The following is a 21290-nucleotide window of genomic DNA, read 5'->3' as shown; positions in this document are numbered from 1 at the left end:
AGGAACGAGCAAAGTAGGCCCCCGCGGCTCTGGCCTTGGCACCAACCCCGACATCGCTTCGCGATGTTCCCGCGGGTGCGCTGACGCTTACGCCGCGCTACATTTTTATCTCGCCGAATTAGAGCCAAGTAATCACCGTAGCGCGTGGTAACGTTTTGCGAGGAACGAGCAAATTAGGCACCCGCGGGGGGCGGCGCCAGCCGCTCTGGCCTTGGGCACCAAAACCGATTGCCCTACCCTTTCAATACTTCGGCGAGCAAGGCGGTAGCGCTTTCAATTAATTCTTCCAGATGCTCGGGGCCTTTAAAGCTTTCGGCATACACTTTATAAAGCGATTCCGTGCCGCTGGGGCGTGCGGCAAACCAGCCGTTTTCGGTGGTCACTTTAATACCGCCAATGCTGGCATTGTTACCCGGCGCGGCAACCAGTACGGCAGTGATCGCATCGCCGGCCAGCTCCTGAGCCGTTACGCTTTCGCTATCCAGCTTTTTGAACGTGGCTTTCTCTTCCGCTGTGCAGGCAGTATCTACGCGCTTGTAGAAAGGCTCGCCAAAGCGCTGAGTTAGCTCGCGGTAATACTCGCTAGGGGTTTTACCCGTCACCGCCAGAATTTCCGCGGCCAGTAAGCACAACGCAATGCCGTCTTTATCAGTGGACCACGCTTTGCCATCACGCGTTAACAAGCTGGCTCCGGCGCTCTCTTCACCGCCGAATGCCAGCCAGCCTTGGTGCAGGCCATCCACAAACCACTTAAAGCCAACCGGCACTTCATAAAGCTCACGCTGATGAGACGCCACAACGCGGTCGATCATCGAGGAGGACACCAGCGTTTTACCGATTTTAAGCGACGCCGCCCACTCAGGCCGATGAGTAATCAGGTAGTCGATACACACAGCCAGAAAGTGGTTGGGGTTCATCAGGCCGTTGGTATCGACAATGCCGTGGCGGTCGGCATCCGGGTCGTTGCCAAACGCCACATCAAAGCGGTCCTTGATATTCAGCAGATTCGCCATCGCCGCCGAGCTTGAGCAGTCCATACGGATCTTGCCGTCGTGATCGGGTGGCATAAACGCAAATTCCGGGTCAACCGTGGTATTCACCACCTCAAGGTTCAGATGGTAGCGGGCAGCAACCGCCTGCCATACCGGCAATGCGGTACCGCCCATAGGGTCAACGCCTAGCGCCAGGTTGGCATTTTGAATGGCCGCCATATCCACGACGTCGCCCAGCTGTGCTACGTACTGCGCGGTAAAATCGTACTCCTGAGCGTGAGCAAGCGCTTCTTCCACGGAAACCAGCGACACATCGCCAAGCTCACGTAGAAGATAGGCATTGGCACGTAGCTCTATCCACGATGTGGCTTCTGTATCTGCCGGGCCACCGTGAGAAGGATTGTACTTAATGCCGCCATCTTCAGGCGGATTATGCGAAGGCGTAATGATCAAACCATCGGCTAATGCCTGATTTGAAGCGTTGTGCTGCAAAATGGCATGGCTAACCAAGGGTGTGGCGGTATAGCCGTGATCTTTTTCAACCAATACCGGCACTTGGTTAGCGGCCAACACTTGCAGCGCGCACTCCCAGGCTGGTTTGGAAAGAGCGTGGGTATCAAAGCCTAAAAATAGCGGCCCTTGGTAGCCTGCCTCAACACGGTAATCCACCACGGCCTGAGTGATGGCGTAGATATGGAATGCGTTAAACGTGCGCTCGGTGGCGCGGCCACGGTGGCCTGACGTGCCGAAAGCCACGCGCTCTTTAGCGACGTTGGCGTTCGGCTTTTCATCAAAAAAGGCTTTTACAATGGCATCCATACATTTCACTCCCTTGGAAACTCTTTACCTACTCAAAAGATGGTTCAGAACAACATATAAAATTCAGCGGCAACGTTTTTTGGATTGCCAAAAGGTCAGCGCGATGTGCGGATCGCCTATTTTCAATGCATCACTAGCAGCCTGGCGTGCCATAGCCGCAGTAGCTTGCGGATTATTTAGTAGCTGTTGCAAACCAGCCTGCCATGCCTGGGGCGAGTCTTCTACTAATAACCCGTTTTCACCGTGGCGAACTATCTCTGTATAAGGGTAGCGGTTTGAGTAAATGCCCACGCCCCCCATTGCAGTAATATCCAGAAACTTAATAAATGACTTACCCTGGTTGAACCGGGTTTCTAAAAGTGGCGCCACGCCAATGTGCAGTTGGCGGCTAGCCTGGTAGCGGCGAAACGCATGCCATGGTAGCGGAGCTGGCGTTTTGATCCGAGGTAATTCAGCAAGCTGTTTAGGCGTATGTTTGCCCAGCATAACTTCAAGCTGAGTATCCTTTCGCCCCTGCTGGAGGGCCCAGAGTGCTGGCGCTATATACAGCAGATCATTAAGGTGAGCCCGCGTACCGTGAAAACCAATCTGCCACGGCGCCTGTGCTGAGGGCGGCTGTATAAAATGCTCCAGGGCTGGCAAGGAGGCAATTAACGGCGGCGTTAATACTGAGACATGAGGATGACGAGCATAAAAACGCTGAGCAAGCTTTTCGCTACATGCCACCACTTCATCACTAAGCGCCAGCAAGCGTGGCTGGAGATGCGCAATCCGCGCCATGCGCTGACGATATGCATTGGGCAAGGTTGTGTCGAGGGCTGCAGCGGCAATATCATCATCGATTAAATAGGCAATGTAACCAAAAGCATTACGATGATGCTCCAACCAGCGTAGCCAAGCGCGAGACAAAGAGCGGCAAAGCAGTAGATTGGCGCCTGAATATTGACGTAGAAACGTTCGGCCATGCAGCCAAGCAGCGCCAAAAGAACGTGAAGCGGCAACGCGTTCAATCGTTACCCCCTGGCGGCGTAGCTCAGGGGCAGCAGATTCCAGAAAGTAGATATCTTCCGTTGGTTGCCCGCCATCGCTGAGCACTACCCAGAGTGTCTCACTGCTCAAACTTATGCCTCACTTTACACCTCACCACTTCACCCCTCAGCGATAATATTTTTTGTACCGCGCCACCCAACCCCGGCATCGCTGCGCAATGCTCCCGCGGGTGCGCTGGCGCTTACCACGCGCTACATGGCATTGCGTTACGTCGGCGTTTAAGCACTCGTAGCGCGTGGTAACGTTTTGCGAGGTACGAGCAAATTAGGCACCCGCGGGAGGCGGCGCCAGCCGCCCTGGCTTTGCCACCCAACCCCGGCATCGCTGCGCAATGCTCCCGCGGGTGCGCTGGAGCTTACCACGCGCTACATGGCATTGCGTTACGTCGGCGTTTAAGCACTCGTAGCGCGTGGTAACGTTTTGCGAGGCACGAGCAAATTAGGCACCCGCGGGTGCGCTGGCGCTTACCTCGCGCTACATGTCATTGCGTTACGTCGGCGTTTAAGCACTCGTAGCGCGTGGTAACGTTTTGCGAGGCACGAGCAAATTAGGCACCCGCGGGAGGCGGCGCCAAGCCGCCCTGGCTTTGCCACCCAACCCCGGCATCGCTGCGCAATGCTACCGCGCCGGGCCGCCGCTGCGGGTACGCTAGCGCTTACCACGCGCTACATGGCCATCGAAACCCAGCACCGCTCGCGTTCCATCCGCGCCAGGCTGGAGCCCTACGTGGAATATTGATAAGGCCATCGGGCTACTTGCTTTTAGCGGCATCCGGTTTTAACTGTTTATATAACTCATAAATACGGGTACGCAGCAAAGCGGCCTCTTCAGAGCGCGCAAAGTTCACAACGTCTAAACATTGAAAAAGATAGGTAAATACAAAAGCACCTAACTGTTGCTCGACATTTTTGCCTACTAATGGCTCAACTGCATGCCATGGTAAGCCACGCAATAGCAGCGCAGCGTCAAACCCTAAGGGAAGATAACCCCACCGGTCCCAGTCAATCAGAGCCACCTGCCGCTGCTGGGTATCGATAAGTACATTATTACGATGCAGGTCACCATGTGACAACACGCGAGGCAAGCGGGCCGTAATACGCACCAACAAAAGAAGAAATGCTAATTCACGCTTATTAAAATTTTCTCTTAAGGCTTGCGCAAACACCAAAGGAAATAATTTATATAACAGGCTTCTAAGGCGGCTAGCCCGGCGCTTTAAAGAGCCTCGCTCTGCCACGCCTGCTTGTTGAAGAGTGAGCAACTGCGCCATAACCATCGGCACCCACTCCTCCCAGCCATTGCCAATTTTATCCAGAGTGACACCTTGTTGATAGGCAAATACTTGTAAAATACTGCCCTTCTGAGGAAGCGCTGTTAATAGTAGCGGCGCAGCAAGCTGGCGTGGTTTTATTATCTTGTCATATAACCGCATCACATTAGTATGAGCCGCGTGGTCCACATCAAAACGCACCACGACCGGCGCTTGGTTAGCGACTTGAAGCACCGCTCCCGCTACACGCCGCCCAGACTGCCCAAACAATGGTTGAAAGCCTTCTACCGATAACTGGCTAGGAAGTTCAGCGACGGCATTGTACTCAGCGTGCTGATGAGACAAGGTCATAGGTAACCAATCCCCTCGCTGTGAGTCCCTAAAAAGCCAAGGACTATGCCGCAGCGGTACCCCTTGCTGTGTTACGACCCTCACCACATCCCCATGCGCCAGCACTAATTTTTGATAAAACCCTACGTTGCCACAAAGCGATAGCCCTGCCGTTTTGACATCCTCACGATAACGGCTGCAAGCAAGACGAAAACGTTCCTGACCATTTACCATAACAATGACATACGGCGATAAACTCCAACCACTTACCGCCTTTTCACACACCCTATCAACAAAGCCGAGTACAGCCGTTTTCTTTATAGGTTTCAACATGGGTACTCTAATCGACGCTGTTTACCGTAACGAAAAATCTTCGTGCACTAATGTTAAATTAGGATTATAAGCCGGATCGCTATCTAATTGCTTGGCCCATGTACGGCGCATATAGGCCACTTCACTTAGCCAACGGGCGCGTTTTTTAGGAGTATCATCAGCCCCACGTGAGATAGACTCGTGATGATAAAGCTCAGCATGGGGCGTCCATAAATTACGATAGCCTGCTTCACGCACCTTCAAGCACAAGTCGACATCGTTATAGGCGATGGTTAGGTCGTGTTCGTTTAACCCGCCTACATTGTCGAATACGCTTTTGCGCAGCAACAGGCACGCAGCCGTCACCGCGGAAAGGTTCTGCGTTAGCTTTAAACGCCCAGTATAGCCATCGCTGTCACGGGAGAAGAAACGATGAGCATGGCCCGCTACATCGCCTAACCCCAGAATTACCCCTCCGTGCTGTAGCATGCCGTTGGGGTAATAAAGCTTGGCACCTACGCAGCCAATCTCGGAACGGCAAACATGGCTTACCATTTCGGTTAACCACGTTTCATTGATCGGCTCTACATCGTTATTGATCAAGCCAATAATGCTGCCATGGGCCTGGCTTGCCCCAAAATTGTTAATTGCCGAGTAGTTGAACGGCTCGTCCCAACGCAATACGCGCACACGCTCGTCACGCTGAGTAACTTCTTCCATATAGGCTAGCGTTTCGGGGCAGTCGCTCTGGTTATCCAGAATCAGTAATTCAAAGTGGCGATACTGAGTACGCTCTAAAATGGCATCCACACACGGGCGTAATATCTGTACACCATTGCGGGTAGGCACCAATAAGCTAACCAACGGTTCAGGCCTGGGAATAGGCCACTCTATACGAACCGACGTTGGCAGCAGCCCTGGGAAGACTTGGGCATCAAGGCTTGCTACATGCTGAGCGAGTACCTTACTCACCAAAGAGACAGCGGTTTCCTGCTTAATATGTTTAGCCGCGTTGCCATGACGGTGATAAAGCATGAAAGGTACATGACGCACCGTAGAGGCCGTGCCATAAGTGCTTTGCCACATTAAAAAAGTAAGCGCGAGGGCATAATCCAGAGCAGGTGCATCATGCAACTCTGAACGCAGGGTTAGCTGGTCTGCTTCGAACTGCCAAAGCAAGCGGCGCTTGTAAACCGCCATGCGTCCAATGTAGTTCGTGGCTAGTAATAAATCAGGATTCCAAGCAGGCTTGAATACAGGCTGGCAACGCGCGCCTCGCTTGTTCAGGCTATCTTCATCGGAATAAATCAGCTGGGCATCCGGGTAATCATTCCAGGCCTCGGCCATTTGGCACAAGGCTTCTGCTGCCAGCTGATCGCCCACGCTAATACGCATTACTCCATCACCTTGGGTATTTACAAACCCTTGGTGATCCAGCTGCGCAAACTGCGCTTGATGGCTATGAATCAAGTTGACGCGGCTTGAAAGAGGAATCACGCTCTCTAACTCGCGACGCTGCTCGCCTGTAATATCAAACGACAAGACGATAAAGATTTCCCAGAAGAAGTAGCTCTGAGTTTTTAGCGAATTCAGGGTATCAACAAAGGCCGTTGTGCCTCGCTCAAGATCACTGGGCAACACCGGCATGATAATGGAGAACAGCGGTGTAGAAGGCAACGCTGCCATCAACTCATGGGGATCTCTACTGGCCGCCAGCTCAGTGGTATTAATCCAGCGCGTATAGTCATCATTAACATGCTGCTTGATATGGGTTTCGTCATATACCGCAAGCCCAATATTGCGCCACCCTTTGGCCTGCGCCACTGACTCAATATGCAGTGAACGCACCACCTGGTGCGTTTGCATGCCTTTGTAGCGTGCATGATTATTAATTAAACGCCGCGCCAAGCGATCATGGGCAAACCAAGGGGTAAGCCAAACCCACTCGACGGATACAGCAGAAAGCGCTTCTTCTGAGGCTAGAAAAGAAAGCGTAATACGCTTAACGCCAAAGGGCACCCAGATCAAACGTTTGGTCGTTTTACCAGGCCTAAGTGAAACCGAAAACTCGTGTTCCCCCCCTGAGGTAAAAAGCATAAGCGAAGCGGCACCATGAGCATCAGGGCCTAAACCGTCTAGTTCGAGCATATTCCAGCCTGGCCATGGCGTTTGGCCGCCAAGCTCACATAGCGTGCCCACTTCCAGCGCCGCCTCATCTTCAAGCGCAGGGGCGCCTAACACATGAGAGGTTGATGTGCGTCGCCAAAAAGCAGGTAATCGATAGCTCGCTAAAGAAGTCACTATTTTCCTTAAACCTTCAACTACTTGTTGCCTCATTTCAATACCTTACGCAGTTCATCCATTTACTAGGCAACTGTTACCAAAGCTGTTTATAAGAATCGTTTATAAGGGCTGTTTATAAGAACCGTTTTTAAGAACCGTTCTTCAGAGCTGTTTATAAGAACCGTTCTTCAGAGCTGTTTCTAAAAGCCGTTATTAAACAAGCGCACGGAGAGTTTTTCCCATGCCAACAGCCCGATTTTCTGGAGATAATCGTCCGACGCGACAACACGCTTTTCGCTTACCGCCTGAAGGCCCTTATCATCAAGTGACGCGCTTTTTTGCTGTATCACCGCTTCGATACTGTGAGAGGCTGACGGTATCTGCACGACAAAGCGGGCGTTGGTTTGCGCAGCTAAATAATCAGGTGCTACGGCTTTCACCAGAGCTGGGTCCAGGTTGCCTGCGCTATGTACAAACACCAACCGGGCAAAAATACGGCTTAAATAGTTAAGCATCGAGTAGCTGGAGGAAGAGCCAAATATCAGACAGGTTCCGGGTACCAGCGCCTCAGCATATTCAATCACCAGAATGCGCCCAAAATTAGGCAGCCCATTTTCATAGGTTTTATAGCGATTGTGATTAAACGATGTAAGCACTTCCACATCTGCGGTTTGCTTGGGCGATAGCTTGTTACCCAGGTCCCCACCCATATTTTTAAGCTGATAGGTGTCATGTGCAAATAGCGCCTTACAATCCGCTTCAGGCACGCCTAGCTTCGCTGCCAAGACAACCGCCGCTACCATTGCGCCTTTATGGGTCCAGTGCGTATCCGTTGGAATAAAAGCGCCATCTGCCAACGCCTTTAACGCCTCAACGGGGTACACCACATCGCTTGCTTCGGGCAGTGCCAGCAACTGGTGCATTGGCCCGCCCATACCTTCCATACGTGGATGGTAGCGCTTGCCCATCACGCTCTCTTTAGAAGGCGCCACCAGTAGTGCCCAAGGTGTTGAAGCCGCAAGTTCAGCGCTTTGAGTTAAATACGTTTTCCAACCTGATGCGCCATTTTCGGTCAAGTGCATGCGGCCCATAAACTGGTCAACGCTGCCATTGGTATCGTTATCCAAGAACAGCCAGCCCTGCTTGCCCTCTATCACTTTCAACGACTGGCCGGTGGCTGCATCGCTGATGTCGATATTCACTTCCTGCAACAACCAGCGCTCGTCCCCCAATGCTAATGACAATGTGAGTTGGCTTAACCGAGGTGGCACCGTAAAACGAAAGCCACAGCGCCGCTGAGGATGTGCCTCTGCACTCTCTTCTAATACGTTTTCGATAACGTCAGGTCGATCAATTTCTAATGGATGGCTAAGCTCAAACGCCTCCTTCCATTCCGCGACAATACGTACTTGCGCCTGCATTTCAGCCAACGGCGCGGGCAACAATAGCCAACCCTGCACAACACGGCCAGAAGGCATGAACCGCGAGCCTCGCTGCTGTGAAGGAAAATCCAATGCCCAGCGCTCAATGGGTTTGCCATCGGCACTACTAGACGACCACGCCTTCACCTTGCGTTTAAGCCAACGCTTTAAGTCAAACGATGCTCCTGCTGATTCAGGTGCCGGGGTAAGCTCGGCAGCCGCGGTTATCTTCTGCTGCAGCCACGTAATGCGCTGCTGCACTTCCGGTGCCCATGCAGCGGCTATCAGGCATTCGCTATCGTTACGGTCATGGCGCACAAAGTATTCGCGCTGTTTTGTATAGTTCGGCGTTGCCGCGCTCCCCCGCTTCGCCTTACCCAATACAAACTCTTCCACCGATTTTACCAGGTAGTGGTTGATACGAGCGCCTTCCCATACCACCTGCTCACTTAACCCAATACGCGGCTGCTTATTTTCTCCTAAGCGCGGCACAAGAGGTTGTCCCAAGGCATTAACGTACTCACCTTGTTTAAGCAAAGCGTAATGCGGGTTGGCAAACCGCTCTACCCAAGTAGGCCTCACCACGCTTTTGAAGTGATGGTTAGGGCCAAACGCTTGCTTGGCACGCTTGGTAAAGCGCTCAACCACCAGCCCCTCATCACGAAATTTAGCATCATTGGAGCCAAAGCAGGCCCAATTCAAAGCCAATGCCCCCACCTTGGCAGAAGCAAACCGCTCCTCTAGCCAAGGCAATAAACCAGGCAATGTATGATCCGCTCCGCTGGCTTCAGAACCCGGCAACAAATACTCATCGGCATCGATAAACGCCACCAGGTCCACATCCTTCGGGCATTTATTAAGTAGCTTTTGATAAGCGGTTAACTGAGGTGGCTCATCAACCGTGGGAACGGACACCAGGGTAACCAGACCGCTTGCCGCTAACGGCTCCAGTAGTTCATAGGTGCCGTCATTACTTTCGTTATCAGCAATCAAAAAATGGCTGGCACCAACCGCAAGATGGAACGCCAGCCACTCAACTAAACTATCCGCTTCATTTTTAACAATGGCAGCAATGGCAAGCTTCAAAAAACACTCCTAACCGTTCGATAATGTATTTTTAAATTCAGGTATTTTTGAAATCAAGTACTTTGGAAATCAGGTACTTTTGAAAATCGATAGGCATTTGCCAAGGCATTACGCAAATTGGCGGCGCCAAAATCGCGTTCGGCACGTGCCCTGCCTGCCTGGCCCATCTCACAACATAGCGTTGGGGCGCTTGCCAACCTGGCCACCTGCTGTGCGGCTTGCAAAGGGGCTGCGTAAGGCACTAAAAAGCCTGTATTGCCGTTCATAACAAGCTCGCTTAACGCGCCCCAGTCGTAGGCCACCACGGGCCTGCCCGCTGCCATCGCTTCTAAAACAGTGCGTCCAAAAGACTCTTGGAAGCGGGATAGGTTCACCACTATATCCAGCCCCGCCAAGGCATCTGCCGGCGTTTGCACATAACCGGCATAGGTAATATTGCCTGGCGCCACCCCCTGAAGCTGGCGGCGTTGCAGTGAATTGATGGCAGCCGTTAACGGCCCGAAAAGCACTACTTCTACCTGGGGCGCCAGCGTTTGCAAGTGCGCGGCCATGGCTTCTGCATCCTCGATGCCTTTTTTAGCCACGTTACTGCTGAGCATTCCCACACGCACAGGGGCATTAGGTGCAAACGACACGCCGGGCAAGGCCAACAAAGGCGCCATATCAATCGTGTTGGGTACCACACAAAGGTGTGGAGTCTTATCGACAGATGGCGCCTGAGAAAACGCCTGAGCAACGCAGTTTGAATTGGCAATAATCACATCGGCATGCTGCTGTACGTGGGCTACCACCTCGCCTGCCGTAGCTCCCAATAAATCACACAGCGCCGTATCATAGGCGGGCAGTTCACGTACATGAATGAGCGTGGTGATCCCTTCAAGCCTCGCAGCCACATACGGCTCTTGAAGCACTACGGTATTACCGTGCACCGCTTGAACGTGATAGCGCTTAAGCAGTGCCTGAAAATGCGCCACGGTATCTTCATTGGCGGCCCGTCCTACCTGCCACCAGCCGTAAGGTAGTATGGCCAGCGCCGTGCATCGTTTTAAAATGCCTTGTTCGTAATCCGCATTATGGGCTTCCGGCAGCGTAACCACCACGTTCCAGCGCAGCTCGCCTATGGCATCTAATATGTCCAGTAAGCTGCGTTCTGCCCCAAATAGTGTGGCTCCCGCCTGGTGACCACACAGCAATACGGTAGGCTGCCCTGCAAATGATCGCTCACCTTCCCATACGGGTAGTGCCTGCTGTGCATCACGGGCTACCTGGCTAAGGTAATGCGCTACCGGGTGCCTACCCGATGCCAACGCTTCAGGGTGAGCGCGCAAGTAGCCAGAAGTCGAAAAATTGGGGCCTGGGTCGCGCCCTTCCTGAGCTCCGCTTTCCCAAAAGTGGTTAAACGGTTCGACCACTACCTGCTGTAAATCGATATAGCGCTCTAAATACCACCCGGCATCAAATAGTGATGAATCGACTACCGCTGCGTAATCAGAGCGGTAAATATCGGCAGGCGATGGGCTTCTTAGCATTGCCTGGGGCGCAACGAACAGGCGCCTTTCGGGTGTTTGTGGCACATATAGCTCGGCCAGGGTTGCCGCCTGCCCATGCCAGTGGTGTGCTGCCTGCATATAATAAAAGCGCATGCCCGCGAATTGGCTGGCCAAATGCGACCGTGTGTGTTGACTTAGCGACCCCTCATCGGCACGCCCAAAAGCAAGCGGCATACCTGGCAAAACGTTTTGCAGGCTCTCTTCCCCGTAAGCTGCTTCAATACGCAGGCGATACTCACTATCCGCATTCACGCTTACGTTATCCCAATAGCCCAAAGCATCCCGAATTTCTCGGCGGAACATCAACGACGACATATTGGGATACACCCAACCATGCTCATCTAGCCGCCAGCGATGAAACAGCAGCTCAGGTGTTACCCGCACCCAATAAGATATACAGGCTTTCAAACCAACGTTATTGCGCAATACCTGACACTGAAGGGCTAACTTTTGCGGGTGCGACCAGTCATCACTGTCATGGGTGGTTATAAACTCCCCGCATGCCACCGCCAGCCCTGTATTACGGGCCGCATATGCGCCTTGGTTAACCCGATGCCGAATTAATCGCAGGGAAATATGCGCTGGGGCATTTGCCTGCCACCGCTCTACCACGTCAACACTACCATCTTGGCTTGCATCATCTACCACAATGATTTCCAACCGAACGCACTGCTGGGCAAACAGACTGCGCAATGCCGTAGCCACCGTATGCTGCGCGTTATATAGCGGAATGATTACGGTGATTAGTGGGAGTGAGGGATGGGTGGTGAATGGTGAATGGTCAATGGTCAATGGTGAATGGTGAATGGTCAATGGTGAATGGTCAATGGTGAATGGTGAGGGGTGAGTGGCTAAACCTGTCGCGCGGGGTGAGCCTTCGCCGAAAGTGGTGCGCGACCGCGGAAGATAGCGCCACTGAAGCGTAGCGTAGTGAGTGGTGAATGGTGAATGGTGAGGCGTAAACCCTGCACTGTATGGCTGGCCTTCTAAACTACCCGCAAGGTTATCCAAATGTAACGGCAATGCGGCATCAACCAATGCAACAGGCTGTAACCCCTGCGCTTTAAAATGCTGGTTGATAATCGCTAGCCGCTGTAGATCCTTATCGGGCGTTAAACAAAGCGCATTGGCCCTCGCCAGCGGCGTATCAGGGTGCTGGGGGAAGCGTGACTGTAAATCTGTGAGCGCTTGCTTAACAAGGCGGGCGCTAACGTTAGCACCGGCGGGCCGAGTGGCAATATCAATCACCAGCAAAGCGGGCCCTGGGTGGTCAAGCGCAATCAGCTTACCCTCAAGCACTAACACATCAAGCAATGCTGGCCATTCTGCCCGCCAAGCATACCAGCGAGCCAATGCCCAGCGCGCTGACAGCTGCTCTGGTGTATTCGCCTGAGGATCACCTAGTAAGCGCTGTAGCCTAGGCAGTATGACCGCATGAGCCCCGCGCCATAACGCATGGTCCCAAGCCAGCACCCGGTTACGGTAAGGTAAACGGCCTTCCGCCTTACCATGAAGCTGATAATGCTCCCAAGGGTCAGCCCCTTCAGCAGCAACATCCGGGTTGGCAGTTAGATACCACTCGGCATCAAATTCGCTTTCCAAAACGTCATCATCCGCCTTTTCTACCTCAGGCTCAGTGATCACAGCTTTAGACAGGCCCTGCCGCCACCATTTAGCCAACACAGAAAACATGGCCACCTACCGCCAAACGAAAAGCCGCCCATCATCGGGCGAGCAAGGAAAGCTATCATCATAACGTAAAAACGGGGCCTGCGAGACGCAGAACCCCATTAAAACCAACAATTTAAATAAAATTAGCCAGATATTATGCCAGCTTTTAAAAGCTTAGTCGTTGCCAAAAAGATCGCGTGTATACACTTTCTCCGCAACATTCCGCAGCTCATCCACCATACGGTTAGCAAGAATCACATCTGCTTTTTGCTTAAAGGTATCAAAATCGCGAATCACTTTAGATTTAAAGAACTCGTCCGCCTCTAGCGCAGGTTCATACACCACTACCTCAATACCTTTGGCTTTTAAGCGCTTCATAACACCTTGCATAGCACTGGCGCGGAAGTTATCAGAACCCGTTTTCATAATCAGCCGGTACACGCCCACCACTTCTGGGTTGCGCTTAAGCACCGACTCCGCAATGAAGTCCTTGCGGGTGCGGTTCGCCTCGACGATAGCCTGAATCATATTATTAGGCACATCTTCGTAGTTAGCGAGCAGCTGCTTAGTATCTTTAGGTAGGCAATAACCCCCGTAGCCAAAGCTTGGGTTATTGTAGTGCTTGCCAATACGCGGGTCTAAACCGACGCCTTCAATAATCTGCTTGGCATCCAGCCCATGGGTTTCGGCGTAGGTATCCAGCTCGTTGAAGTAAGCCACACGCATTGCCAAATAGGTATTGGCAAAGAGCTTGATGGCTTCGGCTTCGGTGCTGTTGGTAAGCAGCACCTCGATATCCTGTTTCAACGCGCCCTGCTTCAAAAGCTCAGCAAAGCTAGCCCCCCGCTCGGAGCGCTCGCCTACAATAATCCGTGAAGGGTAAAGGTTATCGTGCAGCGCTTTGCCTTCACGCAGGAATTCCGGCGAAAAAATCAGATTTTCGGTTTGAAAGCGCTTAGCAGTTTCCTGGGTGTAACCAACCGGCACGGTAGATTTAAGTATCATGACCGCATCAGGGTTGATCTGCATGACCTGATGAATAACCGCCTCAACGCTTTTTGTGTTGAAGTAATTAGTATCGGGGTCGTAATCGGTGGGCGTGGCAATAATTACAAACTGCGCATCGCGGTACGCCGCTTCGGCATCCAGGGTTGCCGTAAAGTGCAGATCTTCACGGGCGAGAAAAGCTGTGATTTCCGCATCCACAATAGGCGAGACACGTTTATTCAACATCTCTACTTTTTCCGATACGATATCCACCGCGACAACTTCATGGCGTTGCGCTAAAAGCATTGCGTTGGAAAGCCCCACGTAGCCCGTTCCGGCAACGGCAATTTTCATTTTTTCTCCACCATCACATTAAATCCAGCCTCATCATGGCAACAAATACAGGTGTTAATGAATATAAAATATTTCCCATGCACGACAGTGTGGCGAAAGAATTACTCGACCATTGCGTAAAGGAGTAATAAAAAGGTTTAATCCACAAGGCGATATAGAGAACCCTTTATTCTTAAACTCTAAATCAAGCGATCCCTTTTCTTTGGATAGCGACACTTCGCCCACATCACTCAAATTAACATACGCACTCAACCCTACCACGTATAGCTGGCTACTAAATTCGTCATAACGAATACAAAAAATCTCATTATTATCTATTTCTGAAGATGTAACGTGCAGAAGTGCATTTTCTTTTACAGAGTAACAAAGTACCGTTTGGTGATGAGTCAGGATCTTACTCTCAGTTCTCTTCTCAGTATCTCCACCAACCACCACGTTGCTATCTACGTCTTCGTATAATGCTGGATTACTTCTTATAGAAACAAAGCTATTCTTTACCTTACCAAGATCGAACATAAAGTCATCAACAGCGACTTTTTCTTTAAATTTTCTATGATAGATATCGCTTTCTTTATGAATAGTTCTCAAATACATCGGGGTATCTGCTTTCGTAATAACGGGAAAGCGCTCATCAATCTTCGTATGATTGCCTAACGAGTACACAGATGTTTTATAGGGGAGTTCCCCTTCCTTTCTAAACACGTTGATATAGGATAAACCCAGTGCAATCAAAGGATATTTTATCTCCTGAAAGCTAAGATATTTATTGTCTTCATAGAAGGCGTTATATCCTTTTGAAAAAGAGATAGCATGTTGATCGAACTCAGGTGCGACGTACTTTATCAACGCTTTTTCAAAATCATCTGCTAATGCATCATCATCATCTAATCGAACGGTGGCATAGCAAACATCTTTATCCCGCAGCCTTAGCACTTTCAATAGCTCTGAGTTCATTTTTCCTATAACGCTATCGCTTTTGGAGACTTCCAGTACTTTAAAATTCTGTCGGTTACCAACAACCTCCATCAATGCAGTTTTGTTTACCTGTGGTAACTCATCCGATATGAAGATCATAACGGTTGTGGTCGTTGGATTCATTTCGCATAGCGATGGAAAGGTGACATCGCGAAATAAGCGCTCATGCAACTGCAAGCGGCTACTAGAAAAAAGTTTATTCTTATAATCAGTAAACGCTTGATTTTTACCGATTACCCAAGCGTCTTTGCTTTTCGTCAGCACACTGTAACGAATCATGATAAAAATATGTTTATCCATAACCAGCCTTAAAGCGATATCCATCTTTCAAAACCAAGCAATGTTGGCGTGCTATCCAACAGATGTTTTAAAAGCTTATCATCAGTTATTTTAAAAGCGTTCGCCTTGACAGTTTGCCCCATGACAACCGGCTCTACTTTGCCCTGCTGTAACAACTCAAAATACAGGTTGCATAAGGCTTCAGGCGCTTTATGAAAACTGGGCCAATGGAACAGGGCTACTTTTAGTTTAGGGTGCTTGCCAACGAATCCAGCCACTTTTTGGCAATCTTCCAGACGCGAGAAATCACCTGCAATCACGGTATCAAAGCTAAGCGGCTCATCTGAGCGCTCAAACATGGTACGTGGTGCAGGGAATGCCCGCTTGGTTTTTGCATCGGTAACATTTAAATTGCGTTGTGTTGCGTGCCACCAAGCGCAAATTTCACGATAAATATGGCGTAACCCAAAATACACAGTGCGTACATGAGTAGCCTTGGTACGGGTCAGGGATGACTCTTCATCTAACGCAAATGCTAACGGCGTATCTGCAAAAATTTTAGCAAGAGACTTTTCGCCATATTGCGCTTGCATACGCCAAATGTATTCGGTGTCGCCACCAATACGCACGTGGTCCCACTCACCTATTGCTTCCCGCACTTCTTTCCTGAACATGAAAGAAGACTGGCTCCAATGAATCAACCGTTTTACAGGACGCCAATTTTGAGTGAATGAAAGATTATTCTGCGCACGTATCCAGTGGACGGAGCACCCCATCACTTCTGAGTGAGCTTCTAAGTAAGCCACTTGGGTAGCGATTTTTTGCGGGTGCGACCAATCATCACTATCGTGTGTGGTCAGTAGGTCACCGGTAGCGAACGTTAGGCCGTAATTACGCGCTGCGTAGCCCCCCCCATTCAGCGGTGGCTGAATAACCTTGACGCGGGGATCTTCTTGTTCAAGCGCTTTTAGTACGTCTAACGTATTGTCTGGCGAGCAGTCGTCAACGGCAATAATTTCGATGTTTTCGTAGGTTTGTGCCAATAGTGATTCGATGGCTATACGAACCTGCTCACCCGCGTTGTAAATAGGCATGATGATGGAGACTTTCTTAGCCCCCCTCACTTTCTCGGCCGGTAGGCCTACTACATTATCAATGGAAAGCGGTTTGGTTTTATCCTTACGCCGAATACCACTAAATCCATGAATCGCAAATGCCTGATTTATTTTCTCAATACGCTGATTATCATCATTCAGTGCATTGGCCAGAGCAAAATGCGAATCCGCATCGTTTGGGTGTGCTGTCACATAGGCCTGTAATGGCTCAAGCGCTTCGTTTTTCCGAGCAAGCGCAAGTAAACAAAAAGCTTTTAAATATACGGTTTCTTTTCTCAACCGGCTAATCGTGGGTACACTTTCCATTTTTATAGCATAATCAAGTGCTTTTTCAACATCACCACAAAAGTATACCCACCTTGCTGTTTGCCAGAGAGCAGCCCAGCGCAGCGGTGGATCAGTATTCTCATCTTCATACATCTTTTGAAAAACGCTTAATGCAGACTGAGAGTGACCGCTCCATAACTGCACCGCTAATTGGGCCGTTACATCTCCCTTTTGCCCATGTTTTTTCTTAATTGTGTTACTGTTAGCTTTGCCTTTGTAAAGATAATGCAGAAGTGGCGCTTCGCCTTCCTGCATTTGGTCTTTATGTCTTTCAAGATAGAAATCGTTATCGAACCGCTTACAGGGATCAAGGCCAAGCTGCCAGCCTACCGCCAAATAATGTAAGATAGGGTCTACCTGTTTTGGCACCCAAACTGAGTGCTCCACCAAGTACCACTTGCCGTTAACGAGGCGAGACTTTTTAACCAATTTAATATCATCCCTAACCTCAACAGGCCGGATAACTAGAAGCGCCTCGTACAGTAAGCGATCGCAAACTTCTTTATCCTCAATCTTGCGTAACGAGAGCGCTAAATTCACATAAATAGACTTAAACGCACTATTTACTTTAAGTGCATTAATATAGAAAGAAGCAGCCTGTTCATAAGCTCCATGCCGATATAGCTCATTTCCTTTTTGAAAGTTCATAAGACTGATCAAGCTCTCTGTGTTCAATATATTCGTTTAGCCAATTGATATCTTCAGTACAAAAAGCTACTACTAATAAAATAGGATATTAAAAAGAGTTATAAAATAAGCATAAATCAACCAACCATTTTATTAGCAAGCCATTATTCAAGAATAACACTAAACTGCTTAACCTCACCCTTGCTTACACAGCAGAGCAATGGTTGGCTTAGTCTTTGGGTAACGCGCCTGCAATATGCTGAGCGCACCACTTCGCAAGCTCCGCATCGCTGGCTTCGACCATAACACGGATTAGGGGTTCAGTACCGGACTTACGCAACAGCACGCGTCCCTGTGCGCCAAGCTTGGCTTCTGCTTCTTTAAGCGCTTGTTTTACCTCGGAACCTTCCAGCGGATTTTTACCCTTGGATGCTTTAAAGCGCACATTTACCAGTGCCTGGGGCAGTTTATGCATACCCTGCTTAGCCGCATGCAACGTGCTATTTTGGTTAAGTAGCGAGGTAAGCACGCGTAGCGAAGCAATAATGGCATCGCCAGTAGATGCGTGGTCCAGGCTCAGTAAATGCCCTGAACTTTCACCACCCAACCGCCAATCATATGCATTCAGCTGCTCCATCACATAGCGATCGCCTACCTTTGCGCGCTCAAAGGGTATCTCTAAAGCATGCAGCGCCTGCTCTAAGCCTAGGTTACTCATTTGCGTGCCTACCACGCCCCCCGCGTAACCTGCGGCTTTAGCATCTCTGGCGAGTAAGTAAAGCAGCTCATCACCATCTACCACCGTGCCGGTGTGGTCGACCATCATGAGCCTGTCAGCATCGCCATCCAGCGCGATACCCAGGTCCGCCTTATGGGCAAGCACGGCTTCACACACGCTTTGCATGGAAGTAGCACCGCACTTGGCGTTGATGTTGGTACCATTGGGAGCATCGTGAATGCTAATCACATTGGCGCCAAGCTCCCGGTACACCGCAGGCGCTACCTTGTAACCTGCCCCATTGGCGCTATCCACTACGATGTTTAGGCCGCTCAAGCTAAGTGAGCCGGGCAGCACCGCTTTGCAGTACTCAATATAGCGCCCCGCCGCATCATCAATACGGCGCGCCTTGCCTAACTTATCTGATTCTACGCAGGTCATGCCGCCATCAATAGCCACCTGCAGCCAGCGCTCGATCTCCTGTTCTTGGATATCGTTTAGCTTATGACCACCCTGGGCGAATATCTTGATGCCGTTATCGTAAAACGGGTTGTGTGACGCGCTGATGACCACTCCGGCATCCGCCCGGAAGGTAGAGGTTAAATAGGCAACGCCCGGCGTAGGCAATGGACCTACCAATGCCACATTAACCCCTGCCGCCGAAAAGCCCGCTTCAAGCGCGGATTCCAACATGTAGCCACTGGCACGCGTATCTTTCCCAATCAAAACTTCTTTAACGCCTTCAGCGCCCAATACCTGGCCAGCGGCCCAACCTAGCTTCATGGCAAAACTCGGCGTCATGGGAAACTCACCCACGCGCCCGCGAACGCCGTCAGTGCCGAAGTATTTACGCATTTTGAATTACCTGAATGATGAATCGTGAATCGTGAATCGTGAATCGTGAATCGTGAATCGTGAATCGTGAATCGTGAATCGTGAATCGTGAATCGTGAATCGTGAATCGTGAATCGTGAATCGTGAATCGTGAACAGTATAAGTCGCCGAATACATGCATCAACAACGAATAATGCTCAACCCGTAGCGCGTGGTAACGAATCTTGCGAGGCACGAGCAAATGAGGCACCCGCGGGAGGCGTCGGAACGGCGCCCATGGCACCCATCCAACAATATAGCACCGCTGCGCGCTGCTCCCGCGGGTGTCGTCGGAACGACGCTCATTGGCACTACTCGACCGTCACGCTCTTGGCCAAATTACGCGGCTTATCAACATCCGTACCTTTCACCAATGCAACATGGTACGAGAGCAACTGAAGCGCGACTACGTGCAACACCGGAGAAAGCAGCCCGTAATGCTCAGGCATCATCAGCACGTTAACGCCTTCAGACGACTTAACGGCACTATCGCCATCAGCAAATACATACAGCTGGCCGCCGCGAGCGCTAACTTCTTGCATGTTGGCCTTAAGCTTCTCCAACATTTCATCATTAGGCGCTACCACCACGACCGGCATTTCTGAATCAACCAGTGCCAATGGACCATGCTTCAACTCCCCTGCAGGATAAGCTTCCGCATGAATATAGGAGATTTCCTTAAGCTTAAGCGCGCCTTCCAAAGCAATTGGAAAATGGCGACCACGGCCCAGGAACAACGCATGATGCTTATTGGCAAACTGCTGCGCCCAATCTTTAATGCTTGGCTCCAACGCCAGCACCTTTTCTACCGCAACAGGTAAGTGGCGCAGTTCATCCAGATAAGCTTTTTCGTCACCTTCACTCAAGCGCTGATTGGCTTTGGCCAACAGTAGCGTCAGCAAGAAGAGCGCACTTAACTGTGTGGTAAACGCCTTGGTAGACGCCACACCAATTTCAGGCCCGGCACGGGTAATAAAGCGCAGCGCGGTTTCCCGAACGATGGCGGATTCAGGCACATTACAAATGGAGAGCGTATGCGTATGCCCTAACGATTTGGCATGCTGTAGCGCGGCCAATGTATCGGCGGTTTCACCGGATTGGGAAATAACCACAACCAGCTGTTTGGGGTTGGCAACACTCTGCCGGTAGCGATACTCGCTGGCAATTTCAACATTGCAGGGAATTCCCGCTACCTGCTCAATCCAGTACTTGGCGGTCATACCCGCATAGCTGGACGTACCGCACGCCAGGATGAGCACCGAATCGACCTGTTCAAACACAGCCTGGGCCTCAGCACCAAAAATACCTGGCTGCAGTTGCCCCGCCCCACTGATCATTTCCAGTGTATTGCCCAACGCCTGGGGCTGCTCAAACATCTCTTTCTGCATGTAGTGGTTATAATCGCCAAGCTCAACGGCATCGGCGCTCAAGGTCGAGACAACCACCTCACGCTGGGCGGGCTGACCAATGCGATCCACCAGGGTAATGGAGTCACGGGTTAGCCGCGCCACATCGCCATTTTCCAAGTACATCATTTGCTTGGTAACAGAAAGCAGTGCTGAGGCGTCGGATGCCGCATAGTGGCCATCTTCGGCAATACCCAACATAAGCGGCGAGCCTTCACGGGCAACCACCAAGCAATCCGGTTCTTCTTCACTAATCACGGCCAGGGCAAATGCTCCTTTCAGATACGCTACGGCGCACTGCACAGCAGAAAATAGATTCTCAGCCGGTTCGCCAATTTCGCCCTTAAAGCAGGCCTGAATCAGGTGAGCAATGGTTTCTGTATCGGTATCGGAAGTAAACTCATACCCCAAACCCTGCAACTGTTCACGCAGAGCTTCATAGTTTTCGATAATGCCGTTATGCACTACGGCCAAACCTGCGGAAATATGCGGATGGGCATTGCGTTCAGCGGGTACGCCGTGGGTAGCCCAACGTGTATGAGCGATTCCCAGCGTACCGCTAGCTCCCTGCTCGGCTACTTTAGTTGCCAACTCCGCTACACGTCCCTTAGCACGAGCACGTTGTAACTTACCGTTTGGCTCACCTGATAACAGGGCAACCCCTGCCGAATCGTAACCGCGATACTCAAGAGTGGATAACCCTGCGAGTAAGAATTTCGTACATTTCTTTGCGCTGACCGCACCAACAATTCCGCACATAAATAGTCCTGAGAGTGATTAACACATTGTGACCAATAAATATAAAACAACTACTAATTAAGAAAGAGGCTAATGATATTTCAATA

At 50.8% G+C, this 21290-nt stretch carries 12 protein-coding genes; 1 reads left to right on the top strand and 11 read right to left on the bottom strand.

From position 1 onward, the window contains the following. Window positions 1-233: 233 nt before the first annotated feature. Together pgm and ACT3R7_RS06570 are read right to left on the bottom strand one after the other, a co-directional pair. Window positions 234-1811, bottom strand: coding sequence for a phosphoglucomutase (alpha-D-glucose-1,6-bisphosphate-dependent) (gene pgm / locus ACT3R7_RS06575; protein WP_496198903.1), 1578 nt, complete (start codon window positions 1809-1811; stop codon window positions 234-236). 63 nt (window positions 1812-1874) lie between these two features. Next, complete coding sequence (locus ACT3R7_RS06570) at window positions 1875-2930, bottom strand: glycosyltransferase (protein ID WP_496198902.1); 1056 nt, start codon at window positions 2928-2930, stop codon at window positions 1875-1877. 546 nt (window positions 2931-3476) lie between these two features. On the opposite strand from ACT3R7_RS06570, the gene ACT3R7_RS06565 reads away from it, so the two are divergent. After that, window positions 3477-3599: a hypothetical protein gene (locus tag ACT3R7_RS06565; protein WP_496198901.1), complete on the top strand. Its 123-nt coding sequence runs from the start codon at window positions 3477-3479 to the stop codon at window positions 3597-3599. Between the two features lie 13 nt (window positions 3600-3612). On the opposite strand, the gene ACT3R7_RS06560 is transcribed toward ACT3R7_RS06565, so the two are convergent. From ACT3R7_RS06560 to glmS, 9 genes are all read right to left on the bottom strand, one after another. After that, on the bottom strand, window positions 3613-4794 hold the full coding sequence (locus ACT3R7_RS06560; RefSeq protein ID WP_496198900.1) for an aminoglycoside phosphotransferase family protein: 1182 nt from the start codon (window positions 4792-4794) through the stop codon (window positions 3613-3615). 21 nt (window positions 4795-4815) lie between these two features. Beyond that, window positions 4816-7074, bottom strand: coding sequence for a glycosyltransferase family 2 protein (locus ACT3R7_RS06555; protein WP_496198899.1), 2259 nt, complete (start codon window positions 7072-7074; stop codon window positions 4816-4818). Window positions 7075-7256: 182 nt separating this feature from the next. Next, window positions 7257-9563: a glycosyltransferase family 2 protein gene (locus ACT3R7_RS06550; protein WP_496198898.1), complete on the bottom strand. Its 2307-nt coding sequence runs from the start codon at window positions 9561-9563 to the stop codon at window positions 7257-7259. A gap of 53 nt (window positions 9564-9616) precedes the next feature. Further along, the gene (locus ACT3R7_RS06545) at window positions 9617-12805 is read right to left on the bottom strand and encodes a glycosyltransferase (RefSeq protein WP_496198897.1); all 3189 of its coding nucleotides are present in this window, start codon (window positions 12803-12805) and stop codon (window positions 9617-9619) included. Between the two features lie 153 nt (window positions 12806-12958). After that, the gene (locus ACT3R7_RS06540) at window positions 12959-14125 is read right to left on the bottom strand and encodes a nucleotide sugar dehydrogenase (protein ID WP_496198896.1); all 1167 of its coding nucleotides are present in this window, start codon (window positions 14123-14125) and stop codon (window positions 12959-12961) included. Between the two features lie 54 nt (window positions 14126-14179). Beyond that, a complete protein-coding gene (locus ACT3R7_RS06535; protein WP_496198895.1) occupies window positions 14180-15424 on the bottom strand; it encodes a glycosyltransferase in 1245 nt (414 codons plus the stop codon). Beyond that, window positions 15409-17469: a glycosyltransferase gene (locus ACT3R7_RS06530; RefSeq protein WP_496198894.1), complete on the bottom strand. Its 2061-nt coding sequence runs from the start codon at window positions 17467-17469 to the stop codon at window positions 15409-15411. Before ACT3R7_RS06530 ends, ACT3R7_RS06535 begins: the two co-directional genes overlap by 16 nt. 208 nt (window positions 17470-17677) lie before the next feature. After that, on the bottom strand, window positions 17678-19021 hold the full coding sequence (glmM, locus tag ACT3R7_RS06525; protein WP_496198893.1) for a phosphoglucosamine mutase: 1344 nt from the start codon (window positions 19019-19021) through the stop codon (window positions 17678-17680). A 329-nt stretch (window positions 19022-19350) separates the two neighbouring features. Next, window positions 19351-21204 (bottom strand): glutamine--fructose-6-phosphate transaminase (isomerizing), encoded by a 1854-nt coding sequence (gene glmS, locus ACT3R7_RS06520; protein WP_496198892.1) that lies wholly within the window; start codon window positions 21202-21204, stop codon window positions 19351-19353. Window positions 21205-21290 lie beyond the last annotated feature (86 nt).

The sequence above is a fragment of the Halomonas sp. AOP43-A1-21 genome, from assembly GCF_052376775.1.
In the GTDB taxonomy this organism is placed as follows: domain Bacteria; phylum Pseudomonadota; class Gammaproteobacteria; order Pseudomonadales; family Halomonadaceae; genus Vreelandella; species Vreelandella colorata.
Note: the sequence above shows the minus strand (reverse complement) of the source record. Positions and strands in the feature narration are given on the sequence as shown.